The organism is Streptomyces amakusaensis (assembly GCF_039532665.1).
GTDB classification, from domain to species: domain Bacteria; phylum Actinomycetota; class Actinomycetes; order Streptomycetales; family Streptomycetaceae; genus Streptomyces; species Streptomyces amakusaensis.
The window spans coordinates 271,641-287,799 of sequence record NZ_BAAASB010000004.1; the positions used below are offsets into that span (position 1 = coordinate 271,641).

A 16,159-nucleotide genomic window follows, 5' to 3' on the forward strand; every position below is an offset into this window, starting at 1 on the left:
CAGCCGCGTGAGAAGGAGCCGGTTTTGTCCACCGTCATCAAACAGGCCGTACAGGCCAGACTGGTCGCCTCCGCGCCCCGGATGGAGACCGTTCCGGCCACGCTCCGCTACGACCGGAAGGACCCCTTCGCCGTACGGATCGACTTCCCGGCGCAGGCGACGCTGGAGGGGACGGACATCACCTGGCGATTCGGGCGGGAACTGCTGGCGGCCGGCATCGAGGAGTCGGCCGGGGTCGGCGACGTACGGGTGGCTCCGTACGGCTACGGCCGTACGGTGCTGGAGTTCCACGCCCAGGAGGGGGTGGCGCTGGTGCATGTCCGCACCAGCGAGCTGCGCCGGTTTCTGCGGCGCGCCGAGGGGATCGTCCCCGGCGGCCATGAGCACCTCCTTCTCGATCTCGACCAGGATCTGACCGAGCTGCTGCGCGACGCCCGCTGACGGCGGGCACGACGGGCACGGCACGCACGAGAACACGGCGGCGCGCGCCGGTGCGGGGCCGGGAACCGCCGTGGCCGGAACTAATCCCTTTGACACCCGCCCCCGCCTCTCCTTACGGTGGAACCGCTTCTGTTGCCGCCGATTGGAGAAGGACGTTGCTCGTCTGAGGTCTTGGGACACCGTGCGTCACCGCCGTATCCGGCGTGTGCGCGATGTGTGCGACCTCGGCGTTCGAGCCGTTCCTTCCGGCCGGGACACTCTCCGTCCCCTTCCGTGACCCTCGGCGAATCCTCGGCCCCGTCGTACGCACCCCCCGGTGTCTCCACCTGTTGCCCCCATCCACTCCACGCAACCGGGAGACCCGTTTTGGCTACCACCGCGCCTCATGTTCTCTGTTCCTCGATCTCCTTCACCTGGCCCGACGGCACCGAGGTCTTCGACGGCTTCCAGCTGGCCGTGGGCCCCGGGCGGACGGGGCTCATCGGCCTCAACGGCTCGGGCAAGTCGACCCTGCTGAAACTGCTCGCCGGGGAGCTGACCCCGGCCGAAGGCACCGTCCGCGTCAACGGCGAGATCGGCTGGCTGCCGCAGAACGTGGTCCTCGACACCGCGCTGCGGGTGGACGAGGTGCTGGGCATCGCCGCCACCCGCGCCGCGCTGCACGCCATCGAGGCGGGCGACGCGAGCGAGCGGCACTTCACGGCCGTCGGCGACGACTGGGACGTGGAGGAGCGCGCCCGCGCCACCCTCGATCAGCTCGGCCTCGACCGGATCGGCCTCGACCGCACCATCGGCGAGGTCTCGGGCGGCGAGGGCGTACTGCTGCGGCTGGCCGCGCTGCTGCTGGCCAGGCCGGACGTACTGCTGCTCGACGAGCCCACCAACAATCTCGATCTGTACGCCCGGCGGCGGCTGTACGACGCGGTCGCCTCCTGGCCCGGAGTGATGATCGTGGTCAGTCACGACCGGGAACTCCTGGAGCTGGTCGATCAGATCGCCGATCTGCACGACGGCGAGGTGACCTGGTACGGCGGCAACTACTCCGCGTACGAGGAGGCCCTCGCCGTGGAGCAGGAGGCCGCCGCGCGCATGGTGCGGGTCGCCGAGGCCGATGTGCAGCGGCAGCGGCGCGATCTGGAGGACGCGCAGGTCAAGCTGGCCCGCCGGAAGCGGTTCGGGAAGAAGATGCAGGAGCAGAAGCGGGTGCCGAAGATCGTGGCGAACGGCCTCAAACGCACCGCCCAGGTCTCGGCGGGCCGCTACAAGGTCCTTCAGAACGAGAAGCTCGCCCAGGCGAGGGAGCGGCTCGACGACGCCGTGGAGGCGGTCCGCGACGACGAGGAGATCCGGATCGAGCTGCCGCACACCGCGGTCCACCCCGGCCAGGGGGTGCTGCGGCTGGACGGCCTCGAACTGCGGCACGGCGGCCGGATCGAGGGCCTCTTCGAGATCCACGGCCCGGAGCGGATCGCCCTGGTGGGCCGCAACGGCGCGGGCAAGACCACCCTGCTCCGCACCATCGCGGGCGAGCTGGCCCCGGCCGCGGGCGAGGCGACGGCACACGTACCGCTCCGCTTTCTGCCCCAGCGGCTCGATGTCCTCGACGACGAGCTGAGCGTGGCCGAGAATGTCGCCCGTACCGCGCCCACCGCGACCAACAACCGGATCAGGGCACAGCTGGCGCGCTTCCTCTTCAAGGGGTCCCGCGCCGATCAGCCCGCGGGGACGCTCTCCGGCGGCGAGCGCTTCCGGGCCGCCCTGGCGGCCCAGCTGCTGGCGGATCCCGCGCCCCGGCTGCTGCTGCTCGACGAGCCGACGAACAACCTGGACATGGCGAGCGTCCGGAAGCTGACGGCGGCGCTGGAGGGGTACGAGGGGGCACTCGTCGTGGCCGGCCACGACGTGCCGTTCCTGGAGTCGATCGGGATCACCCGCTGGCTGCTGCTGGACGACGGTCTCCACGACGTCTCCGCGGAGGACGTCCGCGCGGGCAGGCTGCACCGGCCGGAGGTGTAGTGGGTCCCTGGTGAATCCTGCCGGGAATCCGGACAGAAGATGTCTGGATTCCCGGCTAGCTTCGGCGGCATGAACCGGAACATCGTCATCGTCGGGGCACGGGAGAACAACCTCAAGGACGTCTCCCTGACCCTCCCCCGAAATCGGATCACCGTCTTCACCGGCGTCTCCGGCTCGGGCAAGTCCTCCATCGTCTTCGACACCATCGCCGTCGAGTCACAGCGGCAGCTCAACGAGACCTACTCCTGGTTCATCAGAAACCGGCTGCCGAAGTACGAGCGGCCCCAGGCCGAGGAGATCGACGAGCTGTCGGTGGCGATCGTGGTGGACCAGCGGCCCGTGGGCGGCAACGCGCGCTCGACCGTCGGCACCATGACCGACATCAACTCGGTGCTCCGGGTGCTGTTCTCGCGCCACGGCTCCCCGAGCGCGGGAACCGCGACCGCGTACTCGTTCAACGACCCGGCCGGCATGTGCGCGGTCTGCGACGGCATCGGCCGGACCCTCCATCTCGACGTCGAGCGGGCCATCGACCGGACCAAGTCGCTGAACGAGGGCGCGCTGCTGCTGCCCGGACTCTCGGTGGGCGGCTGGGAGTGGAAGCTGTACGCCGAGTCCGGCCGCTTCGACCCGGACAAGCCCGTCGGCGAGTTCTCCGCGGCGGACCGGGAGCTGCTGCTCCACGGGTCCGGCTTCACGGTCCGGCTGGAGATGAGGACGGGCTCGTACGAGGCCCGGTTCGAGGGGGTCGTCAACCGGTTCACCCGGCTCCATCTCAAGCGGGACACCGCCGAGCTCTCCGAGAAGCGCCGGGCCGCCGCGGACCGCTTCGTGACCCGCCTGCCCTGCACGGCCTGCGGCGGGGCCCGGCTGAACGAGGCGGCGCTGGCCACCCGGATCGACGGGCTGGGCATCGCCGACTACGCCCGTATGGAGGTGGCCGACCTGGTGAAGGTCCTCGGCCGGATCGACGATCCGGTGGCCGGCCCGGTCGCCGCCGCCGCGCGGAGCCGGCTGGAGCGGCTGGTGGACATCGGGCTCGGCTATCTCTCCCTGGACCGGGAGACCACCACCCTCTCCGGCGGCGAGGGCCAGCGGCTCAAGACGGTGCGCCATCTGGGCTCCTCGCTGACCGGGCTGACCTTCATCTTCGACGAGCCGAGCGTGGGCCTGCACCCGCGCGACGTGGGCCGGCTGGTCGAACTGCTGGTCCGGCTGCGGGACCGGGGCAACACCGTGCTGGTGGTGGAGCACGACCCGGATGTGATCGCGATCGCGGACCATGTGGTCGACATGGGCCCGGGAGCGGGCGCGGACGGCGGGCGGATCGTCTACCAGGGGCCGGGGGCGCTGCTCCGGGACGCCGACACCCCCACCGGCCGCCGGCTGCGCCGCCGCACCGCGCTGAAGGAGTCGTTCCGGTCTCCCTCCGGCTGGCTGCCGGTGACCGGGGCCGATCTGCACAACCTCAAGGGCATTGATGTGCGCTTCCCCACCGGTGTGCTCACGGCGGTCACCGGAGTCGCGGGTTCCGGCAAGTCGACCCTGGTGTCGAAGGTGTTCACGGCGGCCTACCCGGAGGCGGTCGTGATCGACCAGGGCGCGATCACCGCGTCCCCCCGGTCGACGCCCGCCTCCTTCCTGGGCCTGATGGACACCGTACGCAAGGTCTTCGCCCGCGAGAACGGCGTCCGGCCGGGACTCTTCAGCTTCAACTCCGAGGGGGCGTGCCGGGAGTGCGCGGGGCGCGGGGTGATCTACACCGATCTCGCGTTCATGGACCCGGTGACGACCGGCTGTCCGGTGTGCGAGGGACGGCGCTTCCAGGACGAGGTGCTGGAGCTGCGGGTGGACGGCAGCTCCGTCGCCGACGTCCTGGACATGACGGCGGTCCGCGCGGCCGGCTTCTTCTCGGCCTCCGCCACCGGACTCGCGGACCGGGAGGCCCTGCGGAAGCTGCGCACCCTCGACGAGGTGGGGCTCGGCTATCTCACCCTCGGCCAGCCGCTGAACTCGCTCTCCGGCGGGGAGCGCCAGCGGCTGAAGCTCGCGACCCAGCTGCACCGCACGGGCAGCGTCTATGTCCTGGACGAGCCGACGACCGGGCTGCACCTGTCCGACGTGGACACCCTCCTCGGGCTGCTGGACCGGCTGGTGGACGCGGGGAACTCGGTGATCTGCGTGGAGCACGACATGGAAGTGGTCAAGCGCGCCGACTGGATCGTCGACCTGGGGCCGGACGGCGGGAAGCACGGCGGCGAGCTGGTCTTCGAGGGAACTCCGGCGCGGCTGCTGGAGCACCCGGAGTCCTTCACGGCGGAGTATCTGCGCCGGGCCCTGGGGCCCGCCGGACGGTCCGAGTGACCCGAAAGGGGGTGTGACGTGTGTCGCCCCGCCCCTTCCCGGAGCGCGGAGCGCCTGCCGCGCGCCGGTCGGTCACGTCTCCGGCCTGGGGTTCATGACTCCTCGTGATCGAGCGGGAGGGGAGCGAACGGGTGACCGACTTGGTCGCGGGCTTACAGCGCCCTTAACCTACGGTTTCGTAACCTACGAACCCGTAGGTACTTCTCCCCGTTTTCAGGAGCCACCCGTGACCATCACCTCTCCCCACCTCGGCAGCTCGGACGCGTGGACCGACGCACGGCTGCTGTACGCGCTGGAAGAGGTCGTGGAGAACGAGCTGAACCGGCACCTCAAGGTCGCCAAGGACTGGATGCCGCACGAGTACGTCCCCTTCACCGACGGGCGCAACTTCCCCGGCATCTTCGAGGACGGCGAGGCCTGGGAGCCGCAGCAGTCCAAGGTCACCGACATAGGCCGCATCGCCCTCGTGGTCAATCTGCTGACCGAGGACAACCTCCCCAGCTACCACCATGAGATCGCCACCCTCTTCGGCCGCGACGGCGCGTGGGGCACCTGGGTGCACCGCTGGACCGCGGAGGAGGGCCGGCACGGCATCGTGATGCGCGACTACCTGCTGACCTCCCGCGCCGTCGACCCGGACAAGCTGGAGCAGTTCCGGATGGCGCACATGGCGGAGGGCTTCGAGTCCGACAACCGGCACTCGATGCTGCACTCGGTGGCGTACGTCGCCTTCCAGGAGCTGGCCACCCGGGTCTCCCACCGCAACACCGGCCACCAGTCCGGGGACCCCGTCTGCGACCGGATGCTGGCCCGGATCGCGACCGACGAGAACCTGCACATGGTCTTCTACCGCAATCTCCTGGGCGCGGCCTTCGAGATCGCCCCCGATCTGACCATGCAGTCCGTGCGGGACGTCGTCGTCAACTTCCGGATGCCCGGCCACGGCATGCCCGGCTTCGAGCGGGCCGCCGCCCAGATGGCCATCGGCGAGATCTACAACATGCGCATCCACCACGACGACGTCCTCTCCCCGGTGCTGCGCTTCCTCAAGGTCCTGGAGATCGACGGGCTCGGCCCCGAGGGGCTCAAGGCCCAGGAGGAGCTGGGTCTCTACATGAACGGCCTGGACTCCGAGGCCAGCAAGTTCGACGAGAAGCTCGCCGCCCGCAAGGCCCGGATGGCCGCCCGCGCCGCCGGCTGAACCACCCGCCGGTCTCCCCCGTCACCCGTGCGGGGGACAGCGGTTGGGGAGCCGGCCCGATGATCTGCCGGGGTGTTCCGCCATGGATCTCCAGGTGGACACCGATGAACTGGACCGTCTCTCGCGTGCGCTGAGGCGGTCACTGTCCTCGCTCACCGACGCCGGACGGGCCCTGAGCCGGGCCCGCGCGGACCAGCTGGGCACCGGCGAACTGGACGCGGCCTGCGACGCCTTCCAGGAGCGCTGGGCGTACGGGGCCGAGCGCCTACGGGACCGGATCGGCTCCATCCACGACGGGGTGCGACTCAGCCACCAGGGCTACACCCAGGTCAACGCGGCCGTCGCGGCCTCCTTCCGCACGGTGGCCCCTCATGAGTGACCACCCCCACCTCGGCTGGAACCCGACCCCCGGCAGCCCCCCGGCGATCGCCGCCCTCCGCACCGGGCTCGCCACCTCCGCCGCCTCCCTCGCCACCGCCCACCGGCTGCTCGACCAGCTCCTCGGCGAAAGCTCCTTCTGGCACGGCCAGGCCGCCGACGCCTTCCGTACCGCCCTCGACGGCGAACTCCCCCGCTACCTCCGCGACGCCCACCGCTCCGTCTCCCACGCCGCCCGCGAACTCTCCCGCTGGCACGACGACCTCCTCAGCCACCAGGCCACCGCCCGCCGCTACGACACCCGCGCCGGCCTCTGCGCCCAGGCCCTCACCCGCGCCCGCACCCACGAACTCCACCTCCGCGCCACCCCCACCACCCCACCCCACACCCTCCGCACCGCCGCCACGGCCGTCACCGACGCCCAGGACGCCCTGGATTCCGTCCTCAACCTCGCCCGCGAGCTGGAGGAGGAACACCACGCGCAGGCGCGGCGCATCGCGAAGTCCCTGGACGAGGCGGCGGAGAGGTGGGCTCCGGAGGAGCCGGGGGTGTTGGAGAAGGTTCTGAAGTGGGTGGAGGAAGAGGGGCTGGGAGACCTGCTGTCCGACGTCTCCGCCGGAGCCGGGTTCCTCGCCCTTCTCCTCGGCGCGGCCTGTCCGCCCCTGGGGCTGGCCGTGCTCTTCGTCGCGACCGGCGCGAGCATGGGTGCTTTCGCCCTTCACGTCACCGATTCGGAGGTTCGGGAGTCACTGCGCGACGGCTTCTCCAAGGGTGAGTACGACGCCGAATTCTGGGACAACGCGGTGACGCTGGCCGGCGACGCCCTCGGTTCCGTACCAGGTGTGGCAGCCATCGCCGGCGGCGCCAAGGCCGCGTCCGCCGCGGTGCAGGCGAGCGGAGGCGTCACGGAAGCAGGCGCTCTGGCCGCGGCGGCGCGGGCGGGCTCCCAAGGGTTCGCCGACGGCGCGAAGACCATGATGCGGGAGATGCGGAGCGTGGAGAACCCTCTGACCGGGTGGGCACTGCAGAGCACCCCCGGCGCGGTGAGAAAGACGGTGGCCTACGGCCTCCCTGCGGGCGGAGCGGCCACAGCGGTCGGCCATCACACACCGTGGGACGACAACGAGACATTCGCCGACGGCGCGACAGGCGTGGACGGTGCGCGAGTGCTGATCGATGACGGTCCCGGCTCCGCCGCCAAACTCGCGCACGCGTGGGCATTCCTCTCCCGCTGAAACCGAAGGAGACATCGCATGGATGTGATCCACGACGGATCCGCAGCTCCACCGCCACGCATGTGGTTTCGCGTGCCTCCGGGCTACCACTCCCTCGACCGAATCGATCTGGACTCCCTGGAAGAGGTCACGACGTCACTGCTGGCGCCGGTACTCGACAGCACGGCCGCGGTCGAAGCCACGATCAGGGACGCCCGGACGCTGGTCACGCTGCTCCATGAGATGCGAGGCCTCGGGAGCGTCTACACGGCGATGGGCGTGCATCCCGACGAGGCGTACGGGACGAGCCTCTCGCTGCTCTCGCTGTCCGTGGTCGAGACCGCGTCCCCGACAAGGAATCTGACGACCGCCCGGAGCGGGCTGGCGCTCGCCGACTCACCCCTCTGGAGCGACAGCACACGCAGATTCGTCGAGCTGCCCATCGGTCCCGCCGCCCTGGTCGCGGGATCTTTGGCGGTCCCGTCGAGAGAGGCGCTCAGCGCCGTGGGCATCACCGCCGAGCCGACCGGGATCTTCCAGGCCCGGCTGGCAGTGGCCTGCCCCGACGGGGGACATTGCGCGGTCGCGGACCTGACCAGCGCCGCCGTCCACCACTCCGAGGCGTACACGGACATCCTCGAAGCAATCGCCCGGACGTTGTCCTTCAGTGAACCGGCTCCCGACGCACCTGTCCGACGCCACTCCCGTATTCAGGATCTGATCACATGACGTCTCAGCCACCCGCACCACCGCCATGCGGTGCGGCCTTCGGGCACCCCCCCCCACCGCGGCGGGCCACCGTCGTCTCGTCGCGAGGCGCTGGGCCTGGCTGGTCCTGGTCCTGCTGCTGACCGGCGCGGCCGTCCGGGCGGGCTTCGGCAAGCCTGTGCGGGACCTGGTGGGCCTGGCCGTCTTCAGCCTCTGCGTCTACCCCTTGCTCCTGTGGGTGACATCGCTCGCCCTGCGGCGTACAGCGCGTGTTTCCAGGATCCTCAAGAGCTACCCCTGGCGGGCCTACCCGTGTGACTACCCGCGCCGTGCGGCCGAGAGCCCGAAAGTCATCAGGGTCAGATTCGCCGACGACCACGCGCCGGTTCTCCGGCTCACACCGTTCGCGGTGGACCTCGCGAGAAAACAGAACCCTTCCCCCGACCTCATCTGGTTCGCCGGCGACCCCCGCTACGGCGGCGTCATCTCCCCCGTCGGCGGCCACTTCCCCGTACGGGTGGTCCCCGAGCCCCCCGGGGGCGGCGGGCCGGGAGGCGGGGCCGAGGCGGATGTGCTCGCGGAGCGGGCGGAGTTGGTGAAGGGGGGGAGGGTCAGGAGGACGTGAGGGTGAGGGTGAGGGCGGGGGTGGGGGTGGGGGTGGGGGTCAGGCTCGGGCGCGCTTGAGGCGGTCGCGCTCGCGTTCGGACATGCCGCCCCAGACGCCGAACTTCTCGTCGTGCCGCAGGGCGTACTCCAGGCACTCCACCCGCCCCTCGCACGCCCCGCACAGCAGCTTCGCCTCCTGGGTGGAGGAACCGGGGGCCGGGAAGAAGAACTCCGGTCCGGTCTGCGCGCACAGCGCGGTTTCCTGCCAGGAGAGGTCGTCGTCGACGGTGGTGTTGATCGGCGTGATCGGCATGCCGTTCACCCTTCACCAGTCGGATAAACGGCAGCTCAATGAAGCATCAACGCCCTCGGGCGGACGGTCTCACTCCGGCTGGGGCTCGCCCTGGATCACGGCGAACTTCGCGCCGGCGGGGTCGGTGAGCTGGGAGAATCGTCCCACGCCCGGCATGTCGACGGGGGGCAGGCGCACGGTGCCGCCGGTCTCGCGGGCCAGGGCGACGGCGGTGTCGCAGTCAGGGACGGCGAAGTAGGGCAGCCAGTGGGGGCCGGAGCCGGTGGGGTCGGCGGAGACGGGGACGGCCCCGGCGAACATGGCGTCCTCGCCCGTGCCCGAGGGGTGGGCCAGCGGGTAGGAGCCGGATCCGTCCGGGTAGGGCATCGAGGAGGTGTCCCAGCCGAAGACCTGGGTGTAGAAGGCGAGGCCCGCGTCGGTGTCGGGGGTGTACAGCTCCAGCCAGCAGAGGCTGCCGGGGACGCCGACGACGCCGAGGCCCTTGTAGTCGCGGGGCTGCCAGACGCCGAAGCCGATGCCCGAGGGGTCGGTGAAGACGGCCATGCGGCCGAAGTCGAAGACGTCCATGGGCTCGAAGAGGACCGTGCCGCCGTGCAGACGCACGGCCTCGGCCGTGGCGTCGGCGTCCGGCGACTGGAAGTAGACGTGCCAGGAGGCCGGGCCCTGTTCGGGGGGCACGGTCATGCCGCCCGCCGCGGTGGCGTCGTCCAGGCGGAACATTCCGTAGCCGCCGGCCTGGGGGCCGGCCGACTCGAAGACCCAGCCGAACAGACCTCGGTAGAACCGGTCCGCCGCCGCGACGTCGGGCGTCCCCAGATCGAGCCAGTTGGGGGAGCCGGTGACATACCGGGTGGTGAGCATGGGCGCGCTCCTCGGGGCGGGGGGTCGCGTTCGGCCCTCTCCTTCGAGTCTGCTGCGGAACGGACGGGACCGCATCCGATACGGAGGGGCGGGGGTCAGCCGGGACCGGCGGAGCCGTGGTGGGGCTCGTACCCCGGGATCGTGCCGTCCGGCTTCGCGACCAGCAGGAACCCGGCCATCCCCATGTCCGAGTGGCTCTGCACATGGCAGTGGTACATCCACGCGCCCGCGCCCGCGTTCTCGCCCGCGACGATCTGGAAGCCGAAGGAGTCGGCCGGGCCGGTGATCTTGTTGTCGATCACCCGGCTGACGTCGTCCGGGCCCTGGAGCAGACCGGTTCTGTTGTCGGCCCAGCGATGTCCGTGCAGATGGAAGGTGTGGTACAGCTCGCCGTGCGTGATCATGATGATCTCGACGCGCTCGCCCACCGTGGTCCGGAAGTCGGGGCCCGTGTGCGCCGGCCGGTTGTTGACCGTCATGTCGTTGAAGACGATCGTGAACTGCTTGTCCGGCAGGATGTCGCCCGCGCGCCGGACGACCACCGGCCCGTAGAGCCCCTTGCGGATGCCGCCCGTGCCGTGATCGGTGCCGACCACATGGTCGTGGTAATGCCAGTAGCCCGCGCTGCCCGGCCGCCAGGTGCCGTCGGCGCGGCGGCCCGGCGCGTGGGTGCGCCAGGTGTAGGTGCGGGTGGCGCCGGGCTCGACATGGCTGCGGCTGAGGCGGGTGCCGTCGTTGGCGATGTCGTAGTCGACGCCGTGGGCGTGGAGGCTGACGGCCACGTCCGTGGTGTTCTCGAACTCGATGTGGAGGGTGTCGCCCTCGGTCAGCTCGATCAGCGGGCCGGGGACCGTCGCCGCGCCCTTCGCCGGGCCGTAGCCCATCCGCCCGTCGGCGAGCCGCTCCGCGCAGAGCCGCAGATGGCGCACCCGGCCGCCCGCCGGGGCGGTCTTCGGTACGTTGGCGGCGAAAGCGGCCCCGGCGAACGGGGAGTCGGGCAGCGACAACGATGTCACCCCCATGGCCGCGACGGTCCCGCCCGCCAGCAGCCGCCGTCGGCCGAAGCTCCGCCGGTCCATGCCCATGCCCATACCCATGCCCATGCCCATGGCGAACTCTCCGCTCCACCCCGGTCGTTGACGGGTCTTCGGGCCCCCGGGACGGCCATACGGTAGCCGGGGGGCCATCGTTTTTCCACGCTCAGGACAAAGTTCGTTCTTTTGCGTCCCCGCCTCTTGGCGCGGCGGGCGAAGAGGTCTAGCTTCCAGTGCTGTTGTCATCACCACAGAGGGGTGGGTGGCCCATGCAGCGCACGCCGCGTCGCGGGTCGAGATCGCCGGGACGCGCCCTGACGGCGCTCCTCGGAGCCGGGGCCCTGACTGTCTCGCTGACCGTCTCCCTGCTCGGCGGGGGTACGGCGGCGTCCGCGCAGCCGCCGCCGGAACCGAGACGGACAACGTTGTCCCTGCCCTCGCCGCCCGGCGGCGCGGAGGTCACGGTGCTGGTCTTCCACGCCTCCGCGACCGCCGAGTCCCCGGCGGTGGACGCGGGCATCGCGGCGATCGAGTCCATCGGGCTGAGCGGCCCGGCCGGCGGGCGGTTCGCGACGAGGGCCACGGACGATCCCTCGGTCTTCACCGACGCGGCGCGGCTCGGCTCCTTCCACGCGGTGGTCTTCCTCACCGGCGGCGGCGATGTGCTCGACCCGGAGCAGGAGGCGGGCCTGGAGGCGTACATGGAGGCGGGCGGGGGCTTCCTCGGCATCCATGACGCGGCGCGGACGGAACCGTACTCCGACTGGTTCACCGGGCTGGTCGGCGCCCGCCCGGCGGGAGCGGCGAGCGCCGTCTCCCGGGCGGTGGTGGAGGTCGGCGACCGCCGGCATCCGGCCACCGCGGGGCTGCCGCTCCGGTGGAAGCGGCCGGACAAGTGGTTCGACTGGGCGGTGAACCCCTCGGGCCGGGTGCACACGGTGGCCCGGGTCAGGGAGAGTTCGTACACCCCGGGCCCCGGGGCGAACGGCTGGGACCACCCGATCTCCTGGTGCCGCGACTACGACGGCGGGCGCTCCTTCTACACCGGGATGGGCGGTACGGCCGACAGCTTCGCCGAGACCGACTTCCGGGAGCATCTGCGCGGCGCGCTGGCCTGGACCGCCCGGCTCTCGCGCGCCGACTGCTCGGCGACGATCGACGCCAACTACACGGCCGAGCGGGTCACCCGGCCCAATCAGCCGGGGCTCAACGACCAGATCGGCGAGCCGCACGGCCTGGTCGTGGCGCCCGACGGGAAGGTGTTCTACATCGGGCGCGGCGGGGCGGACGCCGGCCGTCCCGTGGTCACCGACTGGAACAGCCCGGACGTCGGCAGGGGCACGGGCCAGATCCATGTGTACGACCCGGCCACCAAGCGGGTCACCCTCGCCGGGGAGCTGAGCGTCTTCGGCAACAAGGGCGGCGGCGGTGAGCTGGTCAAGAACGAGGAGGGGCTGCTCGGCATCGAGCTGGACCCCCGCTTCACCTCCAACGGCCGGGTGTATCTGCACTACACACCGCACGGGCGGATCGACCGCGAGCGGCGGACGGCCGACCGCAGGGTCTCGCGTTTCACCTTCGACCACGCCTCGGGCCTCCTCGACCTCGCCAGTGAGAAGGTGCTGCTCTCCTGGCAGGTGCAGATCCACAGCTGCTGTCACGCGGGCGGCGGAATGGCCTGGGACTCCCGGGGCAATCTCTACATCGCCACCGGGGACAACAACTCCTCCGGCTTCAGCGGCGGCTACTCGGGCAACAATCCGGAGCCCGCGTACCGGGGTCTGTCCTTCGCCGACGCCCGGCGCACCTCCGGCAACACCAACAATCTGAACGGGAAGATCCTGCGGATCCACCCCGAGGACGACGGCTCCTACACCCTCCCCGAGGGGAATCTCTTCACCGGCCGGGAGCCGGACGAAGGGGGTGGGAAGACCCGGGGCGAGATCTATGTGATGGGGGTGCGCAACCCGGCGCGGATCTTCGTCGACCGCCGGACGGACATCCTGTACGCGGGGTGGGTCGGCCCGGACGCGGGTTCGCCGTCCCCGGTGTGGGGCCCGGCGAAGTACGACACCTTCGCCGCGATCACCCGGGCGGGCAACCACGGCTGGCCGTTCTGCATGGGCAACAACCAGCCCTACCGGGACCGCGCCCTGCCCGATCCGGCCGTCCCCCGGGGCTGGTACGACTGCGCCGCCCCCAGGAACGAGTCCCCGAACAACGACGGGCTGGTGAGGCTGCCGCCGGTCACGTCCAACACCGTCTGGTACGCGCCCCAGGGCGGCGGCCCCGACTTCCCGCGCGACGCGAACGGCGTGCCCTCCTATCTGCTGTCCGAGCAGAAGCTGCTGCTGCCCTGGCTCAAGGGCGGCGGGCAGGCGGCGATGAACGGTCCCGTCTACCGCCACGACGCGGCGAGCGCGAGCACGGTGAAGTGGCCCGCGTACTGGGACGGCAAGTGGTTCCTCGGCGACTTCTACGACGGCGACCAGCCCCGGCACGCGGTGCTCACCGACCCCGCGACGGTGGGCAGGGGCGGTGTCCCGGTGCACGCCGAGTCCCTGAAGAGGATCGTCCCAGTCGGGGCGAACGGCATCCGCAACCTCATGGACTGGAAGTTCGCGCCGGACGGTTCGCTCTATGTCCTGGACTACGGGCGCGGCTTCTTCACCTCGGACTCCCGGTCGGCGCTCTGGCGGATCACGTACCACGGCGGAGGGCCCACCCCGGCCGCGGACCGGCTGGCGCGGAAGGCGGCGACCCGATGAGGCATCCGTCACGACATGGGCCGAGACGGCTGTGGACGGCCCTGGTGGCATCGGTGGCGCTGGTCGCCGGGCTGCTGACCGGGCTGACCGGGTCCGCCGCCGCGCAGTCCGGGCCGGGCGGATCCGGGGCCCGGGCGGCGGCGGAGCAGGTGCTGACCTGGACGGCCGGGGATCCGGTGGACCGCTATCTCTCCTCGCCCGCCACGGCGGTGGCGGGGCGGACGACGATCGTCTTCGAGAACAGCCGGGCGACGGGCAATACGACGGGGATGCCGCACACCCTGACCTTCGAGGTCTCGGACCCGGAGTTCAACAGCGACGTACCCCTGAACATCCTCGCCTCGCCCGACGACGACCGGGGCGGCCGGTACACGGCGGAGGTGACCCTCACCCCCGGGCGGTACCGCTTCCACTGCGCCCTTCCCGGCCATGGGGCGATGCGGGGGATCCTGACCGTCACCGAGAACACCGGCGGGGACACCACCGCGCCCGCCGTCTCGGCGCGGGTGGAGGGCGAACGCGACGCGGACGGCGCGTACCTCGGCCGCGCCACGGTGACGGTGACCGCGACCGACGAGGGCTCGGGCGTCGACCGGGTCGAGTACGCGACGGGGGCGGACGGGCCCTGGCAGGCGTACACCGCGCCGGTCGTGGTGAGCGCCACCGGCGCGCACACCCTCCGCCACCGGGCCACCGACCGGGCCGGCAACACCTCCGCCGAACAGACGGTCCGCTTCACCGTGGCGGCCCCGCCGAGCGGCGACACCACCCCGCCGGAGACCTCGGGCACGGTCGGCGGCGAACGCGACGACCAGGGGCGGTATCTGGACACGGCCACGGTGACCGTGACCGCGTCCGACGCCGGTTCGGGGGTCGACAGGATCGAGTACGCGCTCGGCGGGGGCGGCGCGTGGCAGCCGTACACCGCGCCCGTCGTGGTGAACACCAGCGGCGCGCACACCCTCCGCCACCGGGCCACCGACCGGGCCGGCAACACCTCCGCCGAACAGACGGTCCGCTTCACCGTGGTCGCGACGCCCCCGCCGGACCGGGAGCCGCCGGTGACGGCCGCCGAGGTGGCCGGGCGGCTGAATTCGGACGGTGCTTATGTGACGAGCGCGCGGGTGACGGTCAACGCGGCCGACACCGGGGGCTCGGGGGTCGCGAAGGTCGAGTACTCGCTCGACGGCGGGCCCTATCTGGCCTACACGGCCCCGGTGCTCGTCGACCGGGTGGGCTTCCACACGGTGCTGCACCGGGCGACCGACGGGGCCGGCAACACCTCGCAGGCGCGGCGGACGGCCTTCACGGTCGCCGAGGGCGGCGGGGTGCCCGCTCCCGGGTGCCCCGAGTGGGACGAGCGGCTCACCGTGATCGTCGGCACGGTCGACAGCGGGGTGCCCAACCGGATGACCCGGTCCCGCTGCACGGTCAACGAACTGATCGAGGACGAGAAGTCCTGGTCCTCGCACGCGCTCTTCCTCAAGCACGTCGGCGGGGTCCTGGACGGGCTGCTCTCGGACGGTGTGCTCGACGCGCGCGAGCGGCGGGAGATCCACGCGGCGGCCGAGCGGTCCGGCATCGGCCGGCCCGGTCAGAACACCGGCTACCGGAGCCTCTTCGACGGCACCCGTTCGTCGTTCGACCGCTGGCAGCAGGTGGGCGGCGGCTCCTTCGCCCTCAACCCCGACGGTTCGATGACCAGCGGCACCGAGCGGGGCGGCATGGGGATGCTGTGGTTCCCCCAGCGGCGGTACGGGGACTTCTCGCTGAAGCTCCAGTGGCGGGACGACGCCCCCGGCCCGGGGAACGCCAACAGCGGGGTCTTCGTCCGCTTCCCCGGGGTGCACGACCATCCGGAGGAGCCGCGCCCCGAGTGGGTGGCCGTGAAGTTCGGCCATGAGGTGCAGATCCTCGACCGGCCCGACGGCGACCTGTACAAGACCGGTTCGGTGTACGGCTTCGACCGGGTCGGGCTCGCCGGGGCCGGGGTGACGCCCAAGGGCACCTGGAACGACTACGAGATCCGGGTGGTGGGCCAGACGTACTCGGTGCTGCGCGACGGTGTGCTGATCAACAGCTTCGAGAACACCGGCGGCCAGGACTTCGTCCCGCCGCGCGACGGGGACCCGGGGAGCGACGGCAGGCGCTACGCGTCGGGGTACATCGGGCTCCAGGTCCACGGCACGGCGGATGTGATCTCGTACCGCGACATCCGGATCCAGGAGCTGTAGCCGGGGGGCGGAAGAGCCGCG

The 16,159-nt window shown here is 71.5% G+C and carries 13 protein-coding genes; 10 read left to right on the forward strand and 3 right to left on the reverse strand.

Annotated elements, in window-relative coordinates:
* The first annotated feature begins 24 nt into the window (after positions 1-24).
* The 8 genes from ssgD to ABD371_RS08755 all read left to right on the forward strand — a co-directional run bounded on the left by ssgD (position 25) and on the right by ABD371_RS08755 (position 8,947).
* Positions 25-441: a spore wall synthesis regulator SsgD gene (ssgD, locus tag ABD371_RS08720; RefSeq protein WP_344474571.1), complete on the forward strand. Its 417-nt coding sequence runs from the start codon at positions 25-27 to the stop codon at positions 439-441.
* 366 nt (positions 442-807) lie between these two features.
* Positions 808-2,457 (forward strand): ABC-F family ATP-binding cassette domain-containing protein, encoded by a 1,650-nt coding sequence (locus tag ABD371_RS08725; RefSeq protein ID WP_344474572.1) that lies wholly within the window; start codon positions 808-810, stop codon positions 2,455-2,457.
* A 69-nt stretch (positions 2,458-2,526) separates the two neighbouring features.
* A complete protein-coding gene (locus ABD371_RS08730; protein WP_344474574.1) occupies positions 2,527-4,821 on the forward strand; it encodes an ATP-binding cassette domain-containing protein in 2,295 nt (764 codons plus the stop codon).
* A 226-nt stretch (positions 4,822-5,047) separates the two neighbouring features.
* Entirely contained in the window at positions 5,048-6,022 is a 975-nt protein-coding gene (locus ABD371_RS08735) for an acyl-ACP desaturase (protein ID WP_344474576.1), read from the forward strand.
* Between the two features lie 82 nt (positions 6,023-6,104).
* Positions 6,105-6,401 (forward strand): WXG100 family type VII secretion target, encoded by a 297-nt coding sequence (locus ABD371_RS08740; protein WP_344474578.1) that lies wholly within the window; start codon positions 6,105-6,107, stop codon positions 6,399-6,401.
* The gene (locus ABD371_RS08745) at positions 6,394-7,635 is read left to right on the forward strand and encodes a spectrin repeat-containing protein (RefSeq protein ID WP_344474580.1); all 1,242 of its coding nucleotides are present in this window, start codon (positions 6,394-6,396) and stop codon (positions 7,633-7,635) included. The genes ABD371_RS08740 and ABD371_RS08745 overlap by 8 nt, the downstream gene beginning before the upstream one ends.
* 72 nt (positions 7,636-7,707) lie before the next feature.
* A complete protein-coding gene (locus ABD371_RS08750) occupies positions 7,708-8,343 on the forward strand; it encodes a hypothetical protein (RefSeq protein WP_344474582.1) in 636 nt (211 codons plus the stop codon).
* Between the two features lie 25 nt (positions 8,344-8,368).
* Entirely contained in the window at positions 8,369-8,947 is a 579-nt protein-coding gene (locus ABD371_RS08755; protein WP_344474584.1) for a hypothetical protein, read from the forward strand.
* A 39-nt stretch (positions 8,948-8,986) separates the two neighbouring features.
* Here the strand turns inward: ABD371_RS08755 and ABD371_RS08760 are convergent, their stop codons facing one another.
* The 3 genes from ABD371_RS08760 to ABD371_RS08770 all read right to left on the reverse strand — a co-directional run bounded on the left by ABD371_RS08760 (position 8,987) and on the right by ABD371_RS08770 (position 11,181).
* Entirely contained in the window at positions 8,987-9,241 is a 255-nt protein-coding gene (locus tag ABD371_RS08760) for a WhiB family transcriptional regulator (protein WP_190123543.1), read from the reverse strand.
* A 69-nt stretch (positions 9,242-9,310) separates the two neighbouring features.
* Positions 9,311-10,102, reverse strand: a complete 792-nt coding sequence (locus ABD371_RS08765; RefSeq protein ID WP_344474587.1) for a VOC family protein — start codon at positions 10,100-10,102, stop codon at positions 9,311-9,313.
* Between the two features lie 95 nt (positions 10,103-10,197).
* The gene (locus tag ABD371_RS08770; RefSeq protein ID WP_344474988.1) at positions 10,198-11,181 is read right to left on the reverse strand and encodes a multicopper oxidase domain-containing protein; all 984 of its coding nucleotides are present in this window, start codon (positions 11,179-11,181) and stop codon (positions 10,198-10,200) included.
* A 224-nt stretch (positions 11,182-11,405) separates the two neighbouring features.
* Here ABD371_RS08770 and ABD371_RS08775 point away from each other — a divergent pair, with 224 nt between their 5' ends.
* Together ABD371_RS08775 and ABD371_RS08780 are read left to right on the forward strand one after the other, a co-directional pair.
* Positions 11,406-13,904 carry a ThuA domain-containing protein gene (locus ABD371_RS08775; protein WP_344474589.1) on the forward strand — a complete coding sequence of 833 codons (2,499 nt, stop codon included), beginning with the start codon at positions 11,406-11,408 and terminating at the stop codon, positions 13,902-13,904.
* The gene (locus tag ABD371_RS08780) at positions 13,901-16,138 is read left to right on the forward strand and encodes an OmpL47-type beta-barrel domain-containing protein (protein ID WP_344474591.1); all 2,238 of its coding nucleotides are present in this window, start codon (positions 13,901-13,903) and stop codon (positions 16,136-16,138) included. The genes ABD371_RS08775 and ABD371_RS08780 overlap by 4 nt, the downstream gene beginning before the upstream one ends.
* Positions 16,139-16,159 lie beyond the last annotated feature (21 nt).